21 protein-coding genes and 1 riboswitch are annotated in these 25,073 nt (G+C 67.2%); of the genes, 10 read left to right on the top strand and 11 right to left on the bottom strand.

The window, feature by feature from the left end; all coding sequences use genetic code 11:
• Nucleotide 1: 1 nt before the first annotated feature.
• From V5734_RS02400 to V5734_RS02380, 5 genes are read right to left on the bottom strand one after another with little or no spacing between them, the layout of a single operon-like run.
• Nucleotides 2-631 carry a precorrin-8X methylmutase gene (locus tag V5734_RS02400; RefSeq protein WP_347311937.1) on the bottom strand — a complete coding sequence of 210 codons (630 nt, stop codon included), beginning with the start codon at nt 629-631 and terminating at the stop codon, nt 2-4.
• Nucleotides 621-1,793, bottom strand: coding sequence for a precorrin-3B synthase (cobG, locus tag V5734_RS02395; protein ID WP_347311936.1), 1,173 nt, complete (start codon nt 1,791-1,793; stop codon nt 621-623). Before cobG ends, V5734_RS02400 begins: the two co-directional genes overlap by 11 nt.
• Nucleotides 1,790-5,032 carry a cobaltochelatase subunit CobN gene (cobN, locus tag V5734_RS02390; RefSeq protein WP_347311935.1) on the bottom strand — a complete coding sequence of 1,081 codons (3,243 nt, stop codon included), beginning with the start codon at nt 5,030-5,032 and terminating at the stop codon, nt 1,790-1,792. Before cobN ends, cobG begins: the two co-directional genes overlap by 4 nt.
• Before the next feature lie 7 nt (nt 5,033-5,039).
• Nucleotides 5,040-6,089 (bottom strand): cobalamin biosynthesis protein CobW, encoded by a 1,050-nt coding sequence (gene cobW / locus V5734_RS02385; RefSeq protein ID WP_347311934.1) that lies wholly within the window; start codon nt 6,087-6,089, stop codon nt 5,040-5,042.
• Nucleotides 6,090-6,449, bottom strand: a complete 360-nt coding sequence (locus tag V5734_RS02380; protein ID WP_347311933.1) for a DUF1636 domain-containing protein — start codon at nt 6,447-6,449, stop codon at nt 6,090-6,092.
• Nucleotides 6,450-6,543: 94 nt separating this feature from the next.
• Nucleotides 6,544-6,769, bottom strand: a riboswitch (cobalamin riboswitch).
• A 37-nt stretch (nt 6,770-6,806) separates the two neighbouring features.
• Here V5734_RS02380 and cobO point away from each other — a divergent pair.
• Entirely contained in the window at nt 6,807-7,439 is a 633-nt protein-coding gene (gene cobO / locus V5734_RS02375) for a cob(I)yrinic acid a,c-diamide adenosyltransferase (protein ID WP_347311932.1), read from the top strand.
• A gap of 311 nt (nt 7,440-7,750) precedes the next feature.
• Complete coding sequence (locus V5734_RS02370) at nt 7,751-9,193, top strand: cobyric acid synthase (RefSeq protein ID WP_347311931.1); 1,443 nt, start codon at nt 7,751-7,753, stop codon at nt 9,191-9,193.
• A 32-nt stretch (nt 9,194-9,225) separates the two neighbouring features.
• On the opposite strand, the gene bluB is transcribed toward V5734_RS02370, so the two are convergent.
• The 5 genes from bluB to V5734_RS02345 are packed head-to-tail and all read right to left on the bottom strand — an operon-like array spanning nt 9,226 to nt 13,158.
• Nucleotides 9,226-9,849, bottom strand: a complete 624-nt coding sequence (bluB, locus tag V5734_RS02365; RefSeq protein ID WP_347311930.1) for a 5,6-dimethylbenzimidazole synthase — start codon at nt 9,847-9,849, stop codon at nt 9,226-9,228.
• Nucleotides 9,849-10,811, bottom strand: coding sequence for a threonine-phosphate decarboxylase CobD (cobD, locus tag V5734_RS02360; protein ID WP_347311929.1), 963 nt, complete (start codon nt 10,809-10,811; stop codon nt 9,849-9,851). The genes bluB and cobD overlap by 1 nt, the downstream gene beginning before the upstream one ends.
• Before the next feature lie 12 nt (nt 10,812-10,823).
• Nucleotides 10,824-11,765, bottom strand: coding sequence for an adenosylcobinamide-phosphate synthase CbiB (gene cbiB, locus V5734_RS02355; RefSeq protein ID WP_347311928.1), 942 nt, complete (start codon nt 11,763-11,765; stop codon nt 10,824-10,826).
• The gene (locus tag V5734_RS02350) at nt 11,762-12,583 is read right to left on the bottom strand and encodes a propanediol utilization protein (protein ID WP_347311927.1); all 822 of its coding nucleotides are present in this window, start codon (nt 12,581-12,583) and stop codon (nt 11,762-11,764) included. The genes cbiB and V5734_RS02350 overlap by 4 nt, the downstream gene beginning before the upstream one ends.
• The gene (locus V5734_RS02345; protein ID WP_347311926.1) at nt 12,580-13,158 is read right to left on the bottom strand and encodes a histidine phosphatase family protein; all 579 of its coding nucleotides are present in this window, start codon (nt 13,156-13,158) and stop codon (nt 12,580-12,582) included. The genes V5734_RS02350 and V5734_RS02345 overlap by 4 nt, the downstream gene beginning before the upstream one ends.
• A 51-nt stretch (nt 13,159-13,209) precedes the next feature.
• Here V5734_RS02345 and cobU point away from each other — a divergent pair, with 51 nt between their 5' ends.
• From cobU to V5734_RS02320, 5 genes are all read left to right on the top strand, one after another.
• Complete coding sequence (gene cobU, locus V5734_RS02340; protein ID WP_347311925.1) at nt 13,210-13,716, top strand: bifunctional adenosylcobinamide kinase/adenosylcobinamide-phosphate guanylyltransferase; 507 nt, start codon at nt 13,210-13,212, stop codon at nt 13,714-13,716.
• A gap of 1 nt (nt 13,717) precedes the next feature.
• Nucleotides 13,718-14,737: a nicotinate-nucleotide--dimethylbenzimidazole phosphoribosyltransferase gene (cobT, locus tag V5734_RS02335; RefSeq protein ID WP_347311924.1), complete on the top strand. Its 1,020-nt coding sequence runs from the start codon at nt 13,718-13,720 to the stop codon at nt 14,735-14,737.
• Complete coding sequence (gene cobS, locus V5734_RS02330; protein ID WP_347311923.1) at nt 14,734-15,483, top strand: adenosylcobinamide-GDP ribazoletransferase; 750 nt, start codon at nt 14,734-14,736, stop codon at nt 15,481-15,483. The genes cobT and cobS overlap by 4 nt, the downstream gene beginning before the upstream one ends.
• A gap of 112 nt (nt 15,484-15,595) precedes the next feature.
• Nucleotides 15,596-16,969, top strand: a complete 1,374-nt coding sequence (locus V5734_RS02325) for an aspartate aminotransferase family protein (RefSeq protein ID WP_347311922.1) — start codon at nt 15,596-15,598, stop codon at nt 16,967-16,969.
• Between the two features lie 7 nt (nt 16,970-16,976).
• Nucleotides 16,977-18,368, top strand: coding sequence for a glutamine synthetase family protein (locus V5734_RS02320; RefSeq protein ID WP_347311921.1), 1,392 nt, complete (start codon nt 16,977-16,979; stop codon nt 18,366-18,368).
• A gap of 3 nt (nt 18,369-18,371) precedes the next feature.
• On the opposite strand, the gene V5734_RS02315 is transcribed toward V5734_RS02320, so the two are convergent.
• Nucleotides 18,372-19,799, bottom strand: coding sequence for an amidase (locus V5734_RS02315; RefSeq protein WP_347311920.1), 1,428 nt, complete (start codon nt 19,797-19,799; stop codon nt 18,372-18,374).
• Nucleotides 19,800-19,950: 151 nt separating this feature from the next.
• Between V5734_RS02315 and V5734_RS02310 the strand changes: the two genes are divergently transcribed.
• The 3 genes from V5734_RS02310 to pdhA all read left to right on the top strand — a co-directional run bounded on the left by V5734_RS02310 (nt 19,951) and on the right by pdhA (nt 25,073).
• Entirely contained in the window at nt 19,951-21,219 is a 1,269-nt protein-coding gene (locus V5734_RS02310; RefSeq protein WP_347311919.1) for an aminotransferase class V-fold PLP-dependent enzyme, read from the top strand.
• Between the two features lie 111 nt (nt 21,220-21,330).
• On the top strand, nt 21,331-23,076 hold the full coding sequence (gene acsA, locus V5734_RS02305; protein WP_347311918.1) for an acetate--CoA ligase: 1,746 nt from the start codon (nt 21,331-21,333) through the stop codon (nt 23,074-23,076).
• On the top strand, nt 23,073-25,073 hold the full coding sequence (pdhA, locus tag V5734_RS02300) for a pyruvate dehydrogenase (acetyl-transferring) E1 component subunit alpha (protein ID WP_347311917.1): 2,001 nt from the start codon (nt 23,073-23,075) through the stop codon (nt 25,071-25,073). The genes acsA and pdhA overlap by 4 nt, the downstream gene beginning before the upstream one ends.

Raw genomic sequence — 25,073 nt, 5'->3', positions numbered from 1 at the left:
GTCACTCCTTCCGGCTGGCGAGCGCGTTGACCGCCGCGACGGTAATGGCCGAACCGCCAAGCCGCCCGTTCACGATCAACGACGGCACTGGCAGATCGGCCATCAGCGCGTCCTTCGATTCGGCCGCGCCGACGAATCCCACCGGGCAGCCGATAATCGCGGCCGGGCGCGGGCAATCGGGGTCTTCCAGCATGTTCAGAAGGTGGAAGAGCGCGGTCGGAGCGTTGCCGATCGCGACCACGGCGCCCTTCAGATGCGGGCGCCAGAGTTCCAGTGCGGCGGCGGAGCGGGTGTTACCCATCTCCTTCGCCATGTCCGGCACACGCGGATCTTGGAGGGTGCAGATCACCTCATTGTCCGTCGGAAGGCGCGGACGGGTAATCCCCTCGCTGACCATCCGCGCGTCACAAAGGATCGGCGCCCCGGCTTCGAGCGCGGTCCGGGCCGCGATCGCCATGCCGGGCGAAAAGCGCACGTGGCGTTCGAGACCCACCATGCCGGCGGCATGAATCATCCGAACGACGACCACTTCCTCCTCCGGCGTGAAACCGCCGAGGTCGGCCTCCGCTCGGATCGTGGCGAAACTCTCGCGGTAAATGGCGGCGCCATCGGTCTGGTAACTATGAGGCATGAGCGGTCTCGGTCAGGGTGTCAAAGGTGAGCGTTTCGGGATCAAGCCCGGTATGGCTGGGCTTGTCGGCGGCAGTGCCGTTCCGGACAAGGTCGACGGCGCCGTCCGGCCGCCCCACCAGCGTCAGCGGCGCCGCGCCGGGATGGGCGCAGCCCTTGGCGCAACCCGAGACGTGCAGCCGATCGCCAGGGGCGAGGAAGCCGGCCAAGCGCCGCGCCAGCGGCCGCGTGCCGATCAGGGCTTGCGGGCAGCCCGGTGCGCCGGTGCAGGCGACAACCCGCAGGAGCGGATCTTCGGGATCGGCAATCAGACCGGGGATCGCCGGCACCACACCGGCGCCTTCGATCAGAAGCATCCGCCATGGTGTCACCCGAAGCGGACCGATCTGGGCCAGAACAGAGAGTGTTTCGGCCCGCATCTGGCCGAATTCGAACGCGACCATCAGCCCTTGGGACAGTCGGCCGGGAAGCGGATCGGCCGAGGCACGAGGCCGGGCGGCAGGCGTTTCGGTGAACGCCGTGGGCAAGACCGCGCCGCGCGCCAGATGCGCCGCCATCCTGCCGCGCCCGTCCGGCGCGCCGCCGGTGTCGAGGAACCAGCGCGCGAGTTCCTGCGCCCGGTCCACGACCGTCTCGACGTTTGCCCGCGCGCCCGTGGTGGCGCCATCCGGCCGCACCAGCAGGCTTCCATCCGCGACCCGCTCGATACGGATATCGGCGGACACCCCGGACAACACCGGCGCGGCACCACAATCGACCGCATAGCCGAACTTGCCCGGCGTCTCCGGCGCCTCCGGCGCAGTCAGCGCCGCGGCAAGCGACCGCACGACCGTCTGCACGCCGTCGCCGTCTCTCCAGAACGGTGTGACGACGATGTTCCTGCGGCTCTCCGCCTCTGTCGATTCGTCGATCAACCCGAGCGCCAGGAGCCCATCGATCAGCGGGCCATGTCCGTGCTCCGTCACGCCGCGCAGTTGCACGTTCGCCCGCGACGACAGGTCGATGAGGCCGTTGCCGTGGTGCCCGGACAGTTCGGCGATTCCCGCCGCCTGCTCCGGTGTCAGACGTCCTCCGCGCGGGCGGATGCGCACGACAAGCCCGTCGCCCGACATCATCGGGCGCAGCGCGCCGGGGCACCAGCCCTGGATGACCGGCGCGCTCATTGCCTCGCCCCCGCCGCGATGGAGTTCCGGCGCGTGACCCAAAGCCCGGCCTCGGCCAGCGCGGCGAACCGGTCGCGCATCGCCTGCAGGGCGGCGGGATTCTCGCGCTCCATGAATGCCACGACATCCTCCCGGCCAAGCGTCGCGTCGTGGTAGAGGTCGAAGAGATGTGCCGGCACCGCGCGCGCAAGATGGGCGAAGGCGGCCATGTGGTCGAGCGTCGCCGCGATCTCGGCCGCGCCCCGGAAGCCGTGGCGCAACATGCCGTCGGCCCAATTCGGATTGGCCGCGCGCGCCCTGACGACCCGTCCGATTTCCTCACCCAGCGTCCGCGCGCGCGGCGCGTCGGGCCGGGTCGCGTCGAGGTGGTAGAGCGCTGGCGCCTCCCCGCCGAGCCGTGCGACCGCCGCGGCGAACCCGCCCTCATGCGCGGCGTAGTCGGAGGCGAGCAGCAGGTCCGTCTCCGTCAGATCCTGCACATGCACGAACCCGTCCGCCGCCCTGACCTGCACCTCAAGCTCGGCACGGGCTTGCTGCGCCTCTCCCTTCGCGTCTATGGCCCATTCGGACCCGGCAAGCCAGGCCTCGCCAGCCGCGCTTTGGCCGTCTGGCCGATAATCCTCGATCGCCTCGCCCATGGCGAGGCCATAGAGCCCCGGTTTCGGGCCGAACACCCTTGGGCCTTGCCGGGTGTAAGGATTGTCTTCGTGGGCCTCTTCCCGCACTCCGAGTGCCGTTGCGGCAGCTTCGAAAAGTTGAGCGAGACTAGGGAAAACGTCTCTGAACAGGCCCGAAACGCGCAAAGTCACGTCTATTCGCGGACGACCAAGCAGCGCGAGCGGGACGACGTCGAAGCCCGAAACCCGGTCCGACCCGTCGTCCCATTTCGGCGAAAGGCCGGCAAGGTGCAACGCCATCGCGAACTCCTCGCCCGCTGTGCGCATCGTCGCGGATCCCCAGAGATCGACGACCAGAGACTTGGGCCAGTCGCCGTGATCCTGAAGATGGCGCCTTAACAACTCCTCGGCCAGCTTGACGCCTTGCGCATGAGCGGAACGCGACGGAACGGCGCGCGGATCGGTCGTGAAAAGGTTCCGCCCGGTGGGCAGCACGTCCGAACGCCCCCGGAACGGCGACCCGGACGGCCCGCCATCCAGCCGCCTGCCGTTCAGGGCCGCCAGGAGCCCGGCCGTTTCCTCAGCGCCGCACTGACCGGTGCCGAAGACATGCAGGCCGTCGCCATACTGGCTTTCCTTGATATCACAGACGAAACGGTCGATCCGGGTGATCGCCTCCGCGGGCGACGCGTTCTCCGGAATGCCAAGGTCGTCTTCCACGCCGCGCCCCCTCGCCTCGTCGCGGATCGACTGAATCAGCCGGTCGCGGCGGGTCGGATCGAGGCCGTCGGCCGTGGAATATTCGTCCAGAAGCCGTTCGAGCCGGCCCAGATCCTCGGGAACCACGCTCTCCGCCAGGGGCGGCGGCAGATGGCCAATGGTGACGGCGCCGATCCGGCGCTTGGCTTGCGCTGCCTCGCCGGGATCGTTGACGATGAACGGGTAGATGACCGGAAGATCACCGGTCAGCGCCTCGGGCCAGCATTTTTCGGAAAGCGCCACCGACTTGCCCGGCAGCCATTCGAGCGTGCCATGCGCCCCGATATGGACGAGCGCATGAATCCCCTGCGACCGGAGCCAGAGGTAGAACGCGACATAGGCGTGACGAGGCGTGCGGGCGAGGTCGTGGTAATCATCCCCACGCGTCGCGACCTCGCCCCGTTCCGGTTGCAAGGCAACCAACGCATTGCCGCGTCGGACGGCATGGAAGCGGAAATGGCCGTCATGGACCGACGGATCCGCTTGCGGATCGCCCCAAGCGGCGGACAGGGCATCCTGAAGTGTCTGTGGAAGCGCCAGAACCGTGTCTTCATAGGCCGAAACCGGCCATTCCAACGTCTCGACCGTCAATGCCTCGCCAAGAAACCTACCGCGTTCGACCGCATGGCCATCGTCCGCCAGAGAGCCAAGAATGTTCTCGGCCGATGCGAGCGCGTCGAGGCCGACCGCGTGGGCCAGCTGATGCGACTTGCCCGGATATGTGGACAGCACCAGTGCCAGCTTGCGATCCGCCGCGCTCGCCACAGCCAAACGGTGCCAGCCCGCCACTCGATCTGCGACAGCCGCGATCCGGTCCGGGTCGGCGCGATGGGCGAAACGGGAGTACTGAAGCTCCGGGTCCCTCTTCGACGGTTGCTTGAAACTCGCGACGCCCGCGAAGACACGGCCGTCGACCTCGGGCAAGACAACATGCATGGCGAGATCGGCCGGGGATAGCCCACGGTCGGCGCTGGCCCAATCCTTCTTCCTTGCGGTCGAAAGCGCCACCTGAAAAACTGGACATCCGGGCGCATCGAGCGGCGAGGGCGCACCGTCGGAGCCTTTCGCCGAAAACGCCGTCGCATTGACAATGGCCGCCGGACCGAGGCGTACCAGTTCTTCCCGCAGCCATCCCGCCGCCAAAGGGTCCTTGAGGCTTGTCGCATAGGCGCCGATTGCGGCAAAACCGCGCGCCTCAAACGCGGCGATCAGCGCATCGACCGGATCCGTGTCGGCCGAGGTCAGGTAGGAGCGGTAGAAGGTCACGACCGCGCAAGGCCGGTCGGAAGGTATCGGCGTCGGAACCACGCCTTTTCCGGGCAGATACCAGCCGAACGGCGGGACCGTCTTGTCACCCGCCACCGGCCCCGCATAAAGCCCCGCCGCCAGCGCCAACTGCTGCAATGCCGCCTGCGCGGCGACCGCCCCGCCAGCATCGCAGAGCGTTTGCAGCCGGCGCAGGGTCGATTTTGGCAGCGTCGAGAGCGCATCGAGCCGGTCATCCTCGCGCCCGTCGGCAGGCAGCACCGCAAGCGCGATGCCGTGGCGGCGGGCAAGATCCTGCACCTGCGCGAGGCCGTAGGGCCAATAGCTCTCACCGCCGATGAGCCGGATCAGGATGCCCTTGGCGCCGGTCAGCGTCTGCTCGGCATAGGTATCGACCGACAGGGGATGTCGGAGCGCCACAAGATTTGCCAGCCGCAACGTCGGCAAGCCGCCCGCCGCCCGATGCCATCCGGCCGCGAAGGCGCCAAGGTCACTATCGGAAAACGACAGCACCACCAGCTCGGCCGGGTCCTGGCCGAGATCGGTGGGCGTGTCGGTTTCCTCCAGCCCGTGACTTTCGCGGAAGACGACGTGCATCTCGGCGTCAAGCCTCCTGCGCTTCGGGCAGCAGGACAGTGCGGATCGCGGTCGGATCGACATCGTCATGCTCGCCAATGACGACGAGCCGCGACACGCGGGGGGCGTCGCCCCAGGGCCGGTCGTACTGGACGCGAATCCGCTCCCCAACCGCCTGGACCAGCATCCGCATCGGTTTGCCGGTGACGGCAACATACCCTTTCACGCGCAGGATCTTCTGTTCGCGCGCCAACCGCACGATGGCGGCGTTCAGGGCTTCGGGATCCGACACTTCGGGAAGCTCGATGACGATGGTGTCGAAGTCGTCGTGTTCATGGTCGTCCGCCCCGTCGTGATGCGAGGGGCGGGAATGCAGATCGTCCTCGGCCGCGGCGTTGAGGCCGAGAACCACTTTCGGGTCGATGCGGCCCTCCTCCATCGGCAGGATCGGCAGCTGGCGCGGCGCTTCGGCCTCGATCAGCGCCTTCGCGGCGGCGACCCCGTCCGCTCCGGCGAGATCGGCCTTGGACAGAAGGACGAGATCGGCACAGGAGATCTGGTCCTCGAACACCTCGGAAAGCGGCGTCTCGTGGTCGAGGCTGTCATCGGCGAGCCGCTGCGCCTCCACCGCCGCCTCGTCAGGGGCGAAGCGCCCGGCCGCAACGGCCTCGGCGTCGGCCAGCGCGATGACGCCGTCCACCGTGATCCTCGACCGGATCGCCGGCCAGTCGAAAGCCTTGAGGAGCGGCTTCGGCAGGGCCAGGCCGGAGGTCTCGATGAGGATATGGTCGGGGCGCTGCGGTAGGGCCATCAACGCCTCGATCGTCGGAATGAAGTCGTCGGCGACGGTGCAACAGATGCAGCCGTTGGCCAGCTCGACGATGTTCTCGACCGGACAGTTTTCGTCCGCGCAGCTTTTCAGGATGTCGCCGTCAACACCGACAGAGCCGAATTCGTTGACCAGGACGGCCAGCCTCTTGCCCTGCGGATTCTGCATCAGGTGGCGGATCAGCGTCGTCTTGCCGGCCCCGAGAAAGCCGGTGATGACGGTGACGGGAATCTTGTTGAGGTCGGACATTCAGCTCTCCATCGGGGGGATACGGGCAAGCGACTGCTTGCGGAAGATCATGGGCCGTTCGCGCCACGGGACAAGACCGTCCTCAGTGGCGGCATAGGCGGCGGCACCGGCGAGGATGTCGGCCACATGCTCCTCGGGGTTCAGGCCACGGTAGACATAGGACCAGCGACCGGGACCGCTGAGCGCGATGTTGCAGCCGTGATCGCAGGCCGAAAGACATTCGACCGGCACGATCCGCACGCCTTCCGGGGCGCCCGCCGCCGCGAGCGCCTCCAGAAGCCGGGCGCCCGGGCGCGGTTCGTCCTCCGGTACGGGCGCGCCCATCCGGCAGGTTGTACAGACGTGGAGCGTCACGGTCACGCGGGGCCGGTCCTTTCTCGGGCGCGGAAAGGGGGCGGCCCTGCGGGGGTACCGAACGATACCCGAGCCGGTCGCGGAACCCCCCGTCCGCCGTCACATACCTCTCGCGCTGGCAGGTCTCCCGGCTTGCGGATGTCGGGGCATCTGCCCCGGCGGCCCTCCCGCCTTCCCGGCAACTGCCAGTGGCTTCGGGGGACCTCTCCGGTCACGGTCGCGGGGGCGGCTGCGCTTCGGGATCGGGCGGCCTTCGGTCGCATTCCCCCTGTCGCATTCCCTCTTCGCCTGCCTATATGACAGGAACCAGCGCCGCCTCACCTGAGGCATGAGGCGCCATCTTGTCAAGCAACGGAAGGGACCATGGCCGCACCGAAACCGACCGATCCGGCAGAAGACGCTGCCCGACATGCGCAGAAGATGGCCAAGAAGAAGGCCGCGCGCGACAAGATCATGGCGACGAAGGAAGGCGAGAAGGGGCTGATCATCGTCCATACCGGGGCCGGCAAGGGCAAGTCCTCCTCCGGCTTCGGCATGATCCTGCGCTGCATCGCGCACGAGATGCCCTGCGCCGTGGTGCAGTTCATCAAGGGCGCCTGGGATACCGGCGAACGGCGCCTGATCGAGGCGAACTTCGGCGATCTTTGCCAGTTCTTCGCCATGGGCGAGGGCTTCACCTGGGAAACGCAGGACAAGGAAAAGGACATCGCCGCCGCGCGGCGGGGCTGGGAAAAGGCCAAGGAGCTGATCCGGGACGAACGCAACCGGATGGTTCTGCTGGATGAGATCAACATCGCGCTGCGCTACGACTACCTCGACATCGCGGAGGTGGTGGCGTTCCTGAAGACGGAAAAGCCCGCCATGACCCATGTCGTTCTGACCGGCCGGAACGCGAAAGAGGAACTGATCGAGATCGCCGATCTGGTGACCGAGATGACCCTGATCAAGCATCCGTTCCGGTCGGGGATCAAGGGCCAGAAGGGCGTGGAGTTCTGAGGCCGCGACCGGGGGCGGCGCCCGTCGTCCATTGGTTCTCGAACCAATGGCGCACCAACGGACGACCCCCCGAGGTATTTATGGCAAGATGAAAGCAGCAACGGTTTCTTAACCATGAAGCATGAAGATGGTCCTGCGGTACAGGGAGAGGTCCCGTTGACTGCGCAAGGTGAAAGCGCCGCGCCACCCCCGGTTCGCCGGCTTGTGGTGCGGCGCGGACATCTACTGGCCATGCCTGCTTTCATCTTGCCGATAAATACCTCCGCCGGAGGCTCCCGCAAGTTCCGCCCGCGCAAGGCCGGGGGAGTATCGTGAAGGCCCTGATGATACAGGGCTGCGGCTCGAATGTCGGCAAGTCGCTGCTGGTCGCAGGGCTTTGCCGGGCCGCCAGACGGCGGGGTCTGTCGGTGGCGCCGTTCAAACCGCAGAACATGTCGAACAATGCCGCGGTGACCGTGGACGGGGGCGAGATTGGCCGGGCGCAGGCGCTGCAGGCGCTGGCCTCAGGGCTTGAGCCGCATACCGACATGAATCCCGTCCTCCTGAAGCCGGAGACCGATACGGGCGCCCAGGTCGTGGTGCAGGGAAAGCGGCTGTCGACGGTTCGCGCCAAAGACTATTCGGCCCTGAAGCCGCAATTGCTCGACCCCGTTCTGGAAAGCTTCCACCGCCTCAGGGCAGCCCACGATCTCGTCATCGTCGAAGGCGCCGGCAGCCCGGCAGAGGTCAATCTCCGGCAAGGTGACATCGCCAACATGGGGTTTGCCCGCGCCGCCGGTGTCCCGGTCGTGCTTGTCGGCGACATAGACCGGGGCGGGGTGATCGCGCAGATCGTCGGGACTCAGGCGGTCCTCGATCCTGACGATGTCGGCATGGTCGCGGGCTTCGTCATCAACAAGTTCCGCGGCGATCCGGCCTTGTTCGATGACGGCTACCGGTTGATTTCGGCGCGCACCGGGTGGCGCGGTTTCGGTGTCGTCCCCTATTTCTCCGATGCATTGAAATTGCCCGCCGAAGACGCGCTCGACCTTGGCGGGACGGCCGGCGGCGGATCGCTGAAGGTCGCCTGCCTCGCATTGTCGCGCATCGCGAATTTCGACGATCTCGACCCGCTGAAGCTGGAACCGAGCGTCGACCTGACGATGGTTCGCGGCGGCCAGGTGATTCCCGGCGATACCGCGCTGGTCATCCTGCCAGGGTCTAAATCGACACGAGGGGACCTCGCCTATCTTCGGAAACAGGGCTGGGATGTCGACATTGCCGGGCATGTCCGCCGGGGTGGTCATGTCCTCGGGATCTGCGGCGGTTACCAGATGCTCGGGAAGGCCATCGCCGATCCCGACGGCATAGAAGGAGCGCCCGGCGCGACCCCCGGTCTCGGCCTTCTCGACGTGACGACGGTGATGAGCGCGGACAAGCGGCTGACCCGGACGGAAGCCCTGCACGTCGCAACCGGGGCGCCGATGCACGGCTACGAGATCCATATCGGCCGGACCGACGGCCCCGACCGGGCGCGTCCCTTCGCCGAGGTCGAGGGCCATCCGGAAGGCGCTGTCTCGGCCGATGGCCGCATCATGGGCAGCTATCTGCACGGGATGTTCTCGGGGGACAAATTTCGCGCCGCCTTTCTGAACCGTCTCGGCGCGCCTTCAACCACGCACTATGGGGCGACGGTCGAGGCAACACTCGATAAACTGGCGGACCACCTTGAAGCGCATCTCGATATCGACGGGCTTATCGAACTCGCGCGCTGAGCCGGAGGCGGGGCGGGGCATGCAACCGCACGCTATCTTTCCTGCCATTCGGTCGGCTGGTTCTCCTGCCAGCCGACCCGATGCAGAAGCGGCGTGTCGTCCGTGAACTCGGGCCAACCGACGCACAGATAGGCGCTGAATTCCCAACCGTCCGGCGCGTCGAACAGGCGCTCCATCCGCGCGGGATCGAGAACCGAGACCATGCCAAGGCCGAGATTCTCGGCACGCGCCGCAAGCCAGAGCGTGTGGATCGCCATTGCCGTCGATTGCCGGAGTGTCTCGGACATCGTCTGGCGGCCGAGGCCCCGCCCCTCGGCCGGGTCGGTGACAGTGAAGACGGCAAGTTGCACCGGCGCGGCATCGAGGCCGGCGAGCTTCAGACGCCGGTACTCGGTTGCCGTCTCATCGTCGTAAACCGCCGCCGCGCGCGCGTTGCAGCGCTCGAACTCATCGCGCACGGCGCGGCGCAGACCGGGGTCGCAGACCCGGACCACCCGCCACGGCCGCGCATTGCCGACCGACGGGGCGAAGTCCATCGCCTGGCGCAAACGCTCCAGCAACTGCTCGGGCACCGGGTCGGGGCGGAAATGGCGGACGTCGCGGCGCCAGCGGAGGATCTGCCGCAATCCTTCTGCTGCTTCGGGGTCGAACTCCATCAGGTCATCGCCTCGTCCAGCCGTGCCCACTCCGCCTCGGACCCGGGCAGGCCGAGCCGCAGCCAGCGGTCCGAATAGGGGAAGATCCGGGACCAGATCCGATGGCGGGCGAGCATGTCCTGCGCGGCGGCGGCGTTCCCGGTGTCATAAAGACGGAAGAGCTCGCAGCCACCCGCGACGGTCCAGCCCGCGCGCACAGCCAGTCGGTCGAGCCGTTCGGTCTCCGCGCGAAGGCGGGCGATCGTGGTGCCGGTCCAGTCGCGGTCGGAAAGGGCCGCGCGCCCGATCTCGATCGCAGGACCGGCCACCGGCCAGGGTCCGGCCATCTCTGACAGCAGCGCAATCTCGGCCTCGGCACCGAGGACGAAGCCCAGCCGAAGCCCGGCGAGGCCGTAGAACTTGCCGAAGGAGCGCAAGACAAAAAGCCCCGGCCGCCCTGATTCTGCGGCCAGCGACAGATCCGGGGCGGGATCGGCGAAACTCTCGTCGACAACGAGGCGGCCGACCCTGCCAGCAATATCCAGAAGTACTTCGGGCTTATGCCGCCGTCCGTCGGGATTGTTCGGATTGACGACGACGGCAAGGTCGGCATCGCCAAGGGCCTCGAGGTCGGCGACCTCCGTGACCTGCCACCCCGCCGCGGCAAGCGAGCCCGCATGTTCGTTATAGGTGGGGCCCAGCACCCGCGCCCGACCCGGCGGCCCGAGACGCGGGATCATCTGGATCGCGGCCTGTGCCCCCGCAACCGGCAGGATTGCGGCAGTCGTGCCATATGCCGCGCGCGCGGCCGCGATAAGGGCCTCCGTCGCGGCGCGCGTCGGCAACGCGGTCCAGGCCTCGGGCGGAAGGTCTGGCAACGGATAGGGAATCCTGTTGATCCCGGTGGACAGGTCGATCCACTCGTCGGCCCGGCCGCCGTGGCGCGCCATCGCGCCGTCGATATTGCCGCCGTGATCGCGCATTCCCTGTCTCCGTCAGATCAGCGCGCATACCGCAGCGATCAGCGTCAGGGCAAGCATTACGAACTGGAAGAGTTTCAGCGCCCGGCCGATATCCGCCGGCATCGGATCAGCGGCGCCGGGATTGACCCAGGGCTCCTCCGCCACGCGGTCGCCATAGACACGCGGGCCGGAAAGCCGGATATCGAGCGCACCCGCGAGAGCCGCTTCCGGCCACCCGGCATTCGGGGAGCGGTGATGCCCCGCATCGCGCCACATCGTCGTGAGCGCTTCCCGGGGACGGGTGGACACGGCGGCAAAGAGCAGCCCGGTCAGTCGCGCCGGAATCAGGTTTACGACGTCGTCGATCCGCGCCGAAGCCCATCCGAAGGCCGCGTAACGTTCGCTCCGGTGACCGATCATCGAATCGAGCGTATTGATCGCCTTGTAGGCGGCGATGCCAGGCAATCCGAAGATCACCCCCCAGAAGACCGGCGCCACGATCCCGTCCGAGGTGTTTTCCGCAAGGCTTTCAAGGGTGGCCCGAGCCACTCCCGCCTGGTCGAGTTGGTTCGGATCACGCCCGACGATCATCGCCACCGCACGCCGCGCCGCATCAAGGTTGCCGGCGGCAAGCGGCGCCGCCACCGCTTCCACATGCTCGCGGAGCGACCGCATGGCGATGAGGGGCCAGGCGAGAACGCCGGCAAGCACTACGCCGGGCCACCCGTCGGGGAGAACGGAGGCCACCAGAAACGCCATTGCGGCAGCGGTCCCGATGACGACCAGTGCCGCGACCACGCCAGCCACCCGGCGCGCACGCTCGTCGCCGCCATCGAGGTTGATCCAGCGATCCAGCGCGCCGATCAGGGCGCCGATCCATGTGACCGGATGGCCGATCAGGGCGTAGAGCCGCGGCGGCCAGCCAATCAGCGCGTCGATCCCGAGCGCGACTACCATGATCGCAGCGCCTGTCATCCGCACCCTCCCGCTCGAAATCGCACAATCCCGCGCAGGCCTGCCTCGCGCAGGACCGGCGCCGCGCGATCAGGGATCCGGCCCGGCAGAAACAGCAGCCCGCGCGCCGACCCGGTATGGCCGATGACCAGTCCCGCCGCGCCAAGCCGGGCCGCAAGCTCGGCCGTCGGGTCTTCGTCCGGCCCCCTCAGCGCCAGTGTACGCGACGCCGAAATGCCCGCAAGCTCCGCCAAGGCCGCAGATTGTCCGGCCAAGGCCGCGTGTCGCCACGGCTCCATCAGGTCGGCGATGTCGGGAAAGGCCATGTCCCGCGCCTCGGTCCGGCGCGGCGGGCCGTAGAATCCACCGATCACATCGAAACGTGGCAGGGCAGGCAAATGCGCGAGCACACGCCCCGCCCGAGACGCCCAAAGCAGCCGCTCCGCCGAGGGGAACATCAGGGGATCGGTTGCGCCTTCGCTCGCGATCGCGGCGCTGGCCAGCGCTTCGGGCGTCAGCCGTGCGCCGGCGAGCCGCGCCAGCGCCACCAGCGCGGCCGTAGACGCGCCTGCGCCACCGCCCGCCGGCATCGCCGCCCGCATCGTCACCTGCCCGGCAAGCGGCCGGCCGAGGCCGTCCAGAAACCGCCGCGCCCGCTCCGGCGTCAGCAACCGCTGGCCGCCGCCATGAATCGAAAACCCGCGCCCTGGCTGAAACCGCGCCTCCAGCTCCAGCGCCGGGCAGGGCAGAGAGATCAGGGCGACCGGGCCATCCGGCCCTATCCGGCCTTGCAGCAGTTCTCCGAAATGTCCGGAAACGCGGACGACCCGTTCTGTCATGCCGGGCACCAGTTGACGGTGGCGATGGACCATCCGCCATCCGGCAACGCCCACAGCCGGGTCAAGGACAGTGGCGCCACGTCGAACGCCAGTGCCCGCGGCACCGAACCGAGCGCGAGCGCCAGGCCGGCCCGGACGGTGCCGGCATGCGCGACGATGGCGACCCGTCCGCCCGTCGCGGCCCCGATCAGGGCGGGTGCCACCCGCGCGCAAAGATCGGCGAAACTCTCGCCGCCGGGCGGTCGATGCTGGGCCAAGGCGGCGGGACTGAGCGGCCCGAGGTCGGGAAGCGCGTCGGGCGCCCTCCCCTCCCAATCGCCGAAATCCTGCTCCCACAAGGCGGCGTCCGACAGAGGATCGACCTCGACCGGCCAGAGGGCGGCGGCCGTCTGGCGGCAACGCAGCGCCGGACTCGTGACGATGCGATCCGGCACGCCGACCGCGGCGCGCAGGGCAGCGACACGGCCCCTGTCGCCGCAATCGGCCGGAACATCGGTACGGCCACAAAGCCGCCCACCCGTCAACGCGGGCGCGTGACGGATCAGGATCAACTCTGTCGCGGCGGCGACACCCACGGTCGCATTCTCCCTTCCACGTTCGGGCCGTTTCTGCTTTGAGAGCGGACCATGGGCAAGACGATACTCATTACCGGCGGTGCGCGTTCGGGCAAAAGCGGCATTGCCGAGACGATGGCGCTGTCCTTGGGCCGGCCCGCCGTCTACATCGCGACCGCCGAGGCGCATGATCCCGAGATGGCCGCGCGCATCGCCGACCACCAGTCGCGGCGTGGGGCGGAGTGGGTGACGCACGCCGAATCGCGCGATCTGGTCGGCGCGTTGGCCGCGACTGACAGGCGGGGCCCGCGTCTTGTCGATTGCCTGACGCTGTGGCTGACCAATGTCATGCTTTCCGGGGATAACTGGCGCGACGCCGCCGAGGCGCTGATCGCCACCCTGCCCGCGCAGCGCGACCCGGTCGTGATCGTCACCAACGAGGTCGGATCTGGTATCGTTCCTGACAATGCCCTTGCCCGGGAATTCCGCGATGCGGCCGGGCTTCTCAACCAATGGGTCGCGGCGGCGGCGGACGAAGTCCACCTTGCCGTTGCGGGCCTGCCCCTGAAAGTGAAATGACATGACGTTTCCGCGCCTCACCTCTCTCTCGCAGATCCCGAATCTCGCGGACAAGCTGCCCGTCGCCGACGACCACGCCGCGGAAGCCGCGCGGATGCGTCAGAACTCGCTGACCAAACCACCAGGCTCGCTTGGCCGGCTCGAACAGATCGCCGAGTTCATGGCCGCCTGGCGCGGGACGGCCCGGCCTGAGATCTGGACGGCGCAAGCGCTCGTCTTTGCCGGGAACCACGGCGTCTGCGCGCAGGGAGTGAACCCCTATCCGCAGGAAGTGACCGCCCAGATGGTGGCGAATTTCGAAGCGGGCGGCGCGGCGATCAACCAACTTTGCGCGGTGAACGGGGCGGAGCTTTCGGTCATCGCACTCAGCCTCGGCCAGCCGACGGCGGATTTCACCGAGGGCCCTGCGATGTCCGAGACGGACTGCCTCGACGCCTTCTGGCAGGGCGCCTCGGCGGTCAACGAAGGCGCCGACATCCTGATCCTTGGCGAAATGGGCATCGGCAACTCGACCGTCGCCGCGGCGCTCGCCGCGGCCTGCTTCGGCGGCCCCGTGGCGGAATGGGTCGGGCCAGGAACAGGGTCTGACAAGGCCGGAATCGCCCGGAAGATCGACGTGATCGAGCGCGGTCTGAAGCGCCATTCCGACGCCATTGGCAATGCGCCCGCCATCCTTGCCGCCCTTGGCGGACGCGAGCAGGCAGCGATCTGCGGCGCGGTTCTGGCGGCGCGGGCCGCGCGCATTCCGGTGATCCTCGACGGCTTCATCTGTACCGCCGCAGCTGCCGTTCTCCATGCCGCCGACAAGCGGCTTCTCGACCACTGCCTTGTCGGTCACACATCCTCCGAACCGGGCCACCGGAAGCTCCTCGCGGCAATCCAAAAACGCCCGGTCCTCGAATTCGACATGCGGCTCGGCGAAGGGTCGGGGGCGGCGTTGGCACTCGGGATCGTCCGTGCGGCGCTCGCCTGCCACAACGGGATGGCGACATTCGGCGAGGCGGGAGTCTCCGAAGCATGAGCGCGCGCCGGGCAGAGGAGCTTAGGCTGGCCTTCCTCCTGCTGACTCGGCTGCCCGTCGGCGCGCTTCGGGGCGGGGCCCCCGACATGGCGTCCTCCTCCTGGGCGTGGCCGCTGGCGGGCGCTGCCGTGGGCGCAATCGGAGCGTTTGGAGCCGCGGTCGGCCTCTCGCTCGGTCTTCCGCTGGCAATGGCCGCCATTCTGGCCCTCGCGGCGATTGTCCTTGCCACCGGCGCCATGCACGAGGACGGGTTGGCCGATCTCGCAGACGGATTCGGCGGCGGCCGCGACAGGGCGCGCAAGCTCGAAATCATGCGCGACAGCCGAATCGGGTCCTATGGCGTGATCGCGCTGATCCTCGCCATCGGTTTTCGCGGCCTCGGCATCACCGCACTGGCAGAGAACGGCTCCGCCACCGCCGCGCTCATCGGTCTTGCGGCAGCGTCCCGCGCCGTGCTTCCGGCAGCGCTGGTCCTGATGCCGGCGGCCCGAACGGATGGTCTGGGCCGGTCCGCAGCCGGGGATGATCCGGTTCCCGCGCGCGTCGCGGCTGCGATCGGGTTCGCCTGCCTCCTGCCGTTGGGTTTCGGGACGGCGCTTGTCGCCGCATTCGCCGTCGCCCTCGCCGCGACCGCGGTTGCAGCCCTTGCGATACGTCAGATCGGCGGGCAGACAGGCGACGTGATGGGGGCGATGCAGCAGGTCGCAGAATGCGCCGGCTGGGCAGTTCTCGTGAGCTTGGCTTGATTTGATCAAACATTGCGCGCGGGTCGCGGTCACTAGCAAACGCAGCCGCCAACGAGCGCTTCCAATTTGATCAAAAATCGCGGATAAGGCGCTGTCCCTCAGGAGCGACGCCATGCCCAGCGCAACCGAGACCATCGCAGGTATTTCCCGGACCCGATTGAAGACGGTCGCCGAGCGCGAAGCGAAACGCTTTGCGGCGTCGCGTCCGAAGACCAGGGCGGCTTTGAACGAAGGTGCGGACAACTACCTCGATTCGGTGCCGATGCACTGGATGAAGGATTGGCCGATGCCCTTCCCAATGCTGGTGGCAAAGGCGAAAGGCGCGCGCCTGACCGATCTCGACGGCTACGGGATCGACGATTTCTGCCTTGGCGACACCGGTTCCATGTTCGGTCATTCGCCGAAGCCGGTCGCGAAGGCGATCCGCAAGCAGGCGAAGAACGGCCTGACCTACATGCTGCCGACAGAGGCCGCACTGGAGGCCGGCAAACTCCTGACGGAGCGCTTCGGCGAGTTCAAATGGCAGATCGCGACGACCGCGACCGACGCCAACCGCTTCGCGTTGCGTGTCGCCCGCGCGGTGACCGGAAAGCCCAAGGTTCTGGTCTTCAACGGCTGCTATCACGGCACGGTCGATGACACGATGGTGGAAAGGCGGAACGGCAAGACCATGACCCGCCCCGGCCTGACCGGACAGGTGACGGATCTCACCGAACTGGCCGCCTGCGCCGAGTTCAACGACCTCGCCAGCGTCGAGGCCGAACTGAAGTCCGGCCAGATCGCCGCGATCCTGACTGAGCCGGTGATGACCAATTCCTGCATGGTCCTGCCGCAACCCGGCTTCCACGACGGGTTGCGCGATCTGGCCACCCGGCATGGCGCGCTTCTGATCATCGACGAGACGCACACGATTTCCTCGGGCCTCGGCGGCCACACCGGCGTCAACGGGCTCGACCCCGATATCTTCGTCCTGGGCAAATGCGTGGCGGGCGGGATGCCGACCGCCGTTTGGGGCCTGCGTCCGAAAGTGGCGAAGGATTACCTTGCCTACAATGCCGGCCGTTCCTCGGGCCATTCGGGCATGGGCACGACGCTTTCGGCCAACCCGATGCAGTTCGCCTGCCTCCGCGCGAACCTCGCCGAGGTCATGACGAAGGACGCCTACGCGCATATGGAACAGGGCGCGGAAAGTCTCTGTTCCGGCCTGTCTGCGGTCATCGAAAAGCATAAGGCCCCTTGGCACGTCGTCCGCGTCGGCGCGCGGGTGGAGTTCATCTGCGCTCCCGGCCCCCTGAAAAACGGCACCGAGGCCGCAATGGCACACATGCCCGAGGTGGAGGCGACACTGCACACCGCGCTTCTCAATCGCGGCTGCCTGATCGCGCCCTTCCACAACATGATGCTGATCAGCCCCGCGACCAAGAAACGCCAGATCGACCGGCTGATCGCCGCCTTCGACGAAATCCTGACCGAACTTATTGCCTGAGGACATCATGACCCAGACCTGCCCCTCGGGCGCGACCCTTGCCGAGGCCGAAGACTTCCTCGCCGCCCACCCCGAAATCGAGGCGATCGACATCGTCCTGCACGATTCCAACGGCATCGGGCGCGGCAAGATCATCCGCCGGCACGAGCTTGTGAGCCTTTACAAATCGGGCCGGCACATGCCGATTTCGATCCTCGGCCTCGATATCTGCGGCGAGGACGTGCATGAGACCGGCCTCATCTGGGACCAGGGCGACGGCGACCTTCGCGCCTGGCCGATCCCCGGCACTCTGCAGCCGTTGCACAACACGACGCCTCCCCGCGCCGAGGTGTTCCTGTCGCTCTACGAGCTTGACGGCAAGGTCATGACCTCCGACCCCCGGCATGCCCTGCAAAGGCAGGTCGACGCATTCGCGCAGCGCGGGCTGAAGCCGGCCGGCGCGTTCGAACTGGAATTCTTCCTTCTCGCCAGGGATCGCGGCCCCGACGGCAAGGTGCGCCCCGCCGCCGACGTTCTCGACGGCCGCCCGAGCCACAAGACCGAGGTCTACTCGGTCGATCACCTGCACGGGATGCTGCCGCTGTTCTCCGACATCTATGCCGGCGCCGAAAAGGCCGGGATCAAGGCCGAGACGATGATCTCGGAATACGCGCCCGGCCAGTACGAGCTGACCCTTCACTACCGCGAGGACGTGATGCAGGCCGCCGACGATCTCGTGCGGCTGAAGCGGATCGTGCGGCAACAGGCGCGCGCGCATGGCGTGACCGCCTGCTTCATGGCGAAACCGGTGGAGGAATATGCCGGCTCTGGCATGCATTTCCACGTCTCGATGATGGATGAGGCGGGCGTCAACGTCTTTGCCGAAAAGCCCGGTTCAGGCTGGGCAGACACGCTTTTGCACGCGCTCGGCGGGCTTCGCGCGACGATGGGCGAGTCGATGCTGGTTTTCGCGCCGCACCTGAATTCCTGGCGCCGCTTCGCGAACCAGAGCTACGCGCCCGTCTCGACAAGCTGGGGCGTCAACAACCGCTCCGTCGCGCTCCGGGTGCCTGAGGGCGACGTGAAGGCGCGGCGGATAGAACATCGTCCCTCCGGTGTCGATGCCAATCCCTATCTTGTCGCCGCAACCGTGCTCGCGGGGATTCTGCACGGCTTCGACAGCCGGCTTGACCCCGGCCCGGAGACCACCGGGAACGGCTATGCCGAGGACGAGAGCGGCCCGGCGATCCCGCGCGACTGGCGTGCGGCGATCGAGGCGGCGCAAGGCTCGGACTTCTTGAAACAGGCGCTTGGCGAGGGTATGCACCGCACGTTCACCGCCGTGAAGGCGGCCGAATATGCCCGCGTGGCCCGAACCATCTCCGAGGTCGACTACGATCTCTACCTGCACACGGTCTGACGCTCAGAGGTTCGGACGCGACGCCGGGCCGGTGAACCAGCCGCCCAGCGCCGCCTCGTAAGCCAGACCGGCGCGAAACACGTCCGCGTCGCAATAGGTGCGTCCGACGATCTGGATCCCGGTCGGCACCCCGTTCGCGGCATGGCCCGACGGGACGGCAAGGACCGGGCAGCGGCTCAGCATGTTGAAGGGCAGCGTCATAACCCAGCCGAGGAACGGGTCGACCACCTTGCCGTTGATCTGCACCGTATCCTTCGACTGGTCGAAATCCGCCGGCACGGCCGGGAGCCCGCTCGTCGGGCAGATCAGAACGTCGTAGCGCTCAAGGATGGGCCCAAGCGTCCGGTACATCCCCGCCGCCACGTCGAGGCTACGAACGAAATCCACAGGTTTCGACTTCTTCCCGTCCTCGGCGAACTGCCGGGCATAGGTCGTCATGTCGTCGCCGTGGTCCTTCAGAAGCTGCGAGATATAGGCGCCGAAGAGGTGCCTGAGATAGGTCATCCCGGCGTCAAGCACGTCAGGCGTCCAGCCGAGGTCCACCTCCTCGACCGTCGCGCCGAGCGACCTGAAGACGTCGAGCGCCGCCGCGGTATTCTTGCGCACGTCCGGGTCGACCTCGTAGATGCTGAGGTCCATAGAACAGGCGATCTTCCAGCCCTTGATCGGCTTCATCTCAAGCGGAAGCCGGAGTTTCGGCCGCAGCGTCGCGATATCCTGCGGGCTCGGCCCCGCCATGACGTTCTGGAAAAGGATCGTGTCCTTCACGGTCCGCGCCATCGGACCTTCGTGGCAGTAGAAGTCGAGGTTGAAGGGCGGATCCTCGGGGTTGCGGCCATAGGGCGGCTTGAACCCGACGACACCGCAGCACGAGGCGGGAATGCGGATCGACCCGCCGATATCCGATCCCGTCGCCAGCGTGGCGCTGCCGCAGGCCAGCGCCGTGCCCGACCCGCCCGACGATCCGCCCGGCGTGAAGTCGGTGTTCCACGGGTTCCGCGTCACGCCCCAAAGTCGCGACCAGGTGTAGCCCGCGCAGGAAAACTCCGGCGTCGCGGTGCGGGCATGGACGATTCCGCCCGCCGCGAGAATGCGCTGGTTCACGACCGATGTGTGGTCGGCGATGTCGTCCTTCATGATCAGCGAACCGCCAGATGTCGGCATCCCCTTGATCGCGCTCTCGTCCTTCACCGCAACCGGCAACCCCTCTAACGCGCGCGTCCGTGAACCCTTCGCAAATTTCGCCTCGGCCTTGCGGGCCTGATCCATCGCACGGTCGAAATGGGTGAAGGTCAGGCTGTTGACCTTGCCCTGCACCGCACCAGCGCGGGCAATCACCGCCTCCATCAACTCGACAGGCGACAGGGTCTTCGCCCGGAACCGGTTCAGCGCCTCATGCGCCGGCATGTAGCACAGATCGAGATCGCTCATGAATTGCCCCCTGCAACCGGGCCATCCGGCCCGCCCACCGGGAGGCTGGAGCACGAGCGGGCCGAAATCAAAGGAAATCGGCCCGGGATTGCCAAGCCGCGCCGCCCGGTGCATGTGGCAATCGACACTGTGCCGTGGAAAGGAACCCGCCATGCTCGAAGACAGACCCGGCCTGATGAAAGCCATCCGCGACCGCTTCGCCCATGTGGATGTCTGCCCCTTCGAGGGGCCGCGCATCTTCTTCGAAAATGCCGGCGGTGCGCTGCGGCTCAAGTCGGTGATCGAGACCTCGGCTGCCTATGCCGGCTATCCCGACAATCAGGGCCGCGACAACCCGGCCTCGAAGGCGCTGATGGCGGCCATCGACAACGGCAAAGCCGACATGCGGACCTTCCTCAACGCCTCCGGCGGTCAGGTCTTCGTCGGTGAAAGCGGGACGGAGGTGCTGTTCCGGTTGATCCGCACCGCAGCGCTTGGCGCCGCCCCCGGCGGCGTCATGCTGGGCTCGACGCTCGAACACCCCGCCTCGCGCAGCGCGATGGCGCGCTGGGCCGAGGTGACGGGGCGGCCGCATCTCTTGGCGGTTCATGACGACGCCACCGGCACGGTCGGGCTTGACGCCTACCTCGCCCTGATCACGCCCGAGATCCGCGTCGCGACCATCGTCCAGACCTCGCCCGTCACCGGCATGTCGGTCGACGTCGCCGCGATTGCTTCGGCAATCCGCGCCAAGGCACCCGACTGCTTCATTATCATCGACGGCATCCAGCACGCGAGCCACGGCGACATCGACTGTGCGGCCTATGGTGCCGACGGCTATGCCGTCTCGCCCTACAAGGTCTTCTCACGCCACGGCTACGGCGTCGGCTGGGCGTCGGACCGGTTGACCGACTGCACGAAGGAGCAGGTCATTGGCGGCGCGGCCGAGACCTGGGAGCTGGGAACACGCGACGCCGGCGCCTACGCGACCTTCACCGACGTCGTCGACTATTTCGACTGGCTCGGCAGCAACTTTGCCGGCGACACGAACCGCCGCGCCCGGATCGAGGCCGCCGCGAAGGCGATCCACGATCACGAAGCCCGGCTGATGGCGGCAATGCTCCACGGCACCGGCAACCTGCGCGGCCTCGCCGAGATGCCCGGCGTGACCGTCATCGGCGGCACCGGGACCGAGGGCCGCGAAGGGGTGGTCTCGCTCACGCTCGACGGCATGGCGGCGGGCGACCTCGTCCAGTTCCTCGGGGACGAAGGCATCCGGGTGCATATCCGCAAGGACGACCACTATTGCGGCAACATCCTGCACCCGCTCGGGCTCGACGCCTGCGTCCGGGTCTCGGTCTGTCACTACAATACCACGGCCGAGGTGGCCCGCTTCCTCACGGCGATGGAGCAGGCCGTGACGACTGCTCAGGCAGGTTGAGGACACAGCGCTTCAGGTTGATTTCGATCAGTCCTGCCACGCTGCCCTTGCAGTAGCGTGGACAGGATGGCGTCTGCCGTCGCTTGGCCCCTGAAAAGAGAGGAGCAGGGCGTGAGCGAAACGATCCTGAGAAAAGACCCGTCCAAGGCCAAGGCGGCCAATATGCCGGACTATGCGGCTGCGGCTGCGGACTTTTCCTGGCAAAGGGAACGCGAGGCGCTGGCGGGCCTGTCGGGCGGCGGCTTGAATATCGCGCACGAGGCGCTTGACGCGCAGATCGCAGCGGGGCGCGGCGACAAGACCGCCCTGCGCTGGTTCAGCCGCGACGGGGCCGAACGCGTGTTCACCTATGGAGAGCTGTCCCGGAATGCCAACCGCTTTGCCAATATATTGAAATCACTGGGCGTAGAGCGGGGCCAAACCGTCTATTCGCTCCTTGGCCGCGTTCCCGAACTTTATTTCGCCGCGCTCGGCACCCTCAAGTCCGGCGCGGTCTTCTGTCCGATGTTCTCGGCCTTCGGCCCCGAACCCGTCCAGTCGCGGATGGAGATCGGCTCCGCCCGCGTTCTCATCACGACATCGGCGCTTTACCGTCGCAAAGTCAAAGGCATCCGCGACCGCCTGCCGGAGCTTCAACACATCCTCCTCATAGATGGCGAGGCCGAGGGCTGTACCGCCCTCGCGCCACTGATGGAAGCGGCGGCGAACGACTTCAGGACCGCCACGACCCGGCCCGACGATCCCGCGCTGCTGCATTTCACATCGGGGACGACCGGACGGCCGAAAGGCGCGCTGCACGTTCACGAAGCGGTGGTCGCGCATCGCGTGACGGCGCGGCTTGCTCTCGATCTCAGACCCGACGATATCTACTGGTGCACCGCCGACCCCGGATGGGTCACCGGCACTTCCTACGGCATCATCGCCCCCCTCGTGATCGGCGTGACGATGATCGTCGACGAGGCGGAGTTCGACCCCAACCAATGGTACGACATGCTCGCCCGCGAAGGCGTGACCGTCTGGTACACCGCCCCCACCGCGATCCGGATGCTGATGCGTGCGGGCGCCGATCTGATCGGCAAGCACCGGTTCCCGAAACTGCGCTTCATGGCGAGCGTCGGCGAACCTCTGAACCCCGAAGCCGTTCTTTGGGGGCAGGAGGTCTTCGGCATGCCCTTCCACGACAACTGGTGGCAGACCGAAACCGGCGGGATCATGATCGCCAATTACGCCTCGATGGACGTGAAACCCGGTTCGATGGGCAAACCCCTGCCGGGAATCGAGGCCGGGATTGTAGAGGTGACGGAAGGCAGCGTGAAGGAGTTGGCCAAGGCGCAGGCCATCGGCGAGCTTGCGCTCCGCCCCGGCTGGCCATCCATGATGCGCGCCTATCTGCACGAGGAGGCGCGCTACAAGAAATGCTTCCGCGACGGATGGTACCTGTCCGGCGATCTCGCGATGCGCGACAGCGACGGCTATTTCTGGTTCGTCGGCCGCTCCGACGACGTGATCAAGAGCGCCGGGCACCTGATCGGTCCCTTCGAGGTCGAAAGTGCCCTGATCGAACATGATGCCGTGGCCGAGGTCGGCGTCATCGGCATCCCCGACGAGACGGCGGGCGAGATCGTCAAGGCCTATGTCGCACTGAACAAGGGCTATGAGCCGAACGAGCAACTTGAGCTCGACCTTCTTGGCTTTGCCCGAAAGCGGCTGGGGCCGGCGGTGGCCCCGAAGGAAATCGTCTTCCGCCAGAACCTGCCAAAGACCCGGTCCGGCAAGATCATGCGCCGGCTTCTGAAGGCGCGGGAACTTGGCCTGCCCGAAGGCGATATCTCGACCCTGGAAAGTGACGAGAAATGACCGACACAGCCCTCAAGCCCCGCCTCGATCATGCTCATGTGCGCCAATTGCTGAAGGCGATGATCCGCATCCGCCGGTTCGAGGACAAATGCGCCGAGCTTTACACGCAGGAAAAGATCCGCGGCTTCCTGCATCTCTATGACGGCGAAGAGGCGGTCGCGGCCGGCGTGATCCCGGTCCTGGGCTATGCGGACCGGATCGTCGCAACCTACCGGGAACATGGCCATGCGCTGATGCGCGGCCTGCCGATGACCGAAGTCCTGGCTGAGATGTATGGCAAGGCCGAAGGCTCCGCCGGCGGGCGTGGCGGGTCGATGCATCTCTTCTCTGCCAAGGCGAACTTCTATGGCGGCAACGCGATCGTGGGCGGCGGATTGCCCTTGGCGGTGGGCCTCGCGCTTGCCGACAGGATGCAGGGCAAAGATGCCGTCACCGCCTGCTTCTTCGGCGAGGGCGCCGTGGCGGAGGGCGAGTTCCACGAGGCGATGAACCTCGCATCGCTCTGGGACCTGCCCGTGCTCTTCGTCTGCGAGAACAACGGCTACTCGATGGGCACCGCGCTTTCGCTCAGCGAGGCCGAGACCGACATCGCCGCCAAGGCCCGCAGCTATGACGTGGCGGCCGATGTGGTGGACGGCATGGACGTCGTCGCGGTAGAGGCCGCGACCCGTCGCGCGCTCGCCCAGATGCGCGAGACAGGGGAACCGCATTTCCTCGAATGCCGCACCTACCGCTTCCGCGCGCATTCGATGTTCGACGCCCAACTTTACCGCCCGAAGGACGAGGTGGAGGCATGGCGGGAAAAGGGGCCCATCGTCAGGTTCCAGGGCTGGCTGGAGGAAAACGGCCTGATCCATGCCGAGGAGGTCGCCGCGATCACCGCCGAGGTCGATGCCGAGATCGCCGGGGCCGTCGCCTTCGCCGAGGCCGGCAGCGATGAGCCGGTGGAGACACTGGCCCGCTATGTCATGGCCGAGGACCGGCCCGCGCCGCCCGAGCCCGCGAAGCCCGGCAAGATGGTCGAAACGTCGTATCGCGAGGCGGTCAAGGCCGCCATTTCAGAGGCGATGGAGAAGGATGCCCGCGTCTTTCTGATGGGCGAGGATGTCGGGCGCTATGGCGGGTGCTACGCCGTCAGCAAGGGGTTGCTGGGCAAGTTCGGACCTGATCGCATCCGCGACACGCCGCTTTCGGAATCGGGTTTCACCGGTGCCGGCATCGGCGCCTCGGTGGCCGGGATGCGGCCGATCGTCGAGGTGATGACGGTCAACTTCTCGCTCCTGGCGCTCGACCAGATCCTGAACACCGCCGCCACCTACCGGCACATGTCGAACAACGCCTTCGGCGTGCCCGTCGTGATCCGCATGGCGACCGGTGCAGGCCGCCAGCTTGCCGCGCAGCATTCGCATTCGCTCGAAGGCTGGTTCGCGCATATCCCCGGCATCCGGGTGCTTGCGCCGGCAACGCTGGAAGATGCGCGGGGCATGCTCTGGACCGCGTTGCAGGACCCCGACCCGGTGCTGATCTTCGAGAATGTCATGCTTTACAACATGACCGGGGATCTCGCCGAGAACGCGGGGGCGGTCGATATCGACCGCGCGGCCATTCGCCGTGAAGGGCGGGACATCACGCTGATCACCTATGGCGGATCGCTCTGGAAGACGCTCGACGCCGCCGGGGAACTGGCGAAGGACGGGATCGAGGCCGACGTGATCGACCTGCGCAGCCTGCGGCCCCTTGATATGGACACCATCTTTTCTTCGGTCGCCAGGACGCACCGGGCGCTCATGGTCGACGAGGGCTGGAAGAGTGGCAGCCTTGCCGCCGAGATCGGCATGCGGCTGGCCGAAGACGCCTTCTTCGATCTCGACGCGCCCCTGGCCCGCGTCTGCAGCGTCGAGGCGCCAGTGCCGTATGCGCGGCATCTGGAAGAGGCCGCAATTCCGCAGGTGCCCGGCATCGTCGCGACCGCGAAGCGGCTCTGCGGTAAGGGCTGA

It is taken from the genome of Defluviimonas sp. SAOS-178_SWC, from assembly GCF_039830135.1.
GTDB lineage: Bacteria > Pseudomonadota > Alphaproteobacteria > Rhodobacterales > Rhodobacteraceae > Albidovulum.
Note: the sequence above shows the minus strand (reverse complement) of the source record. Positions and strands in the feature narration are given on the sequence as shown.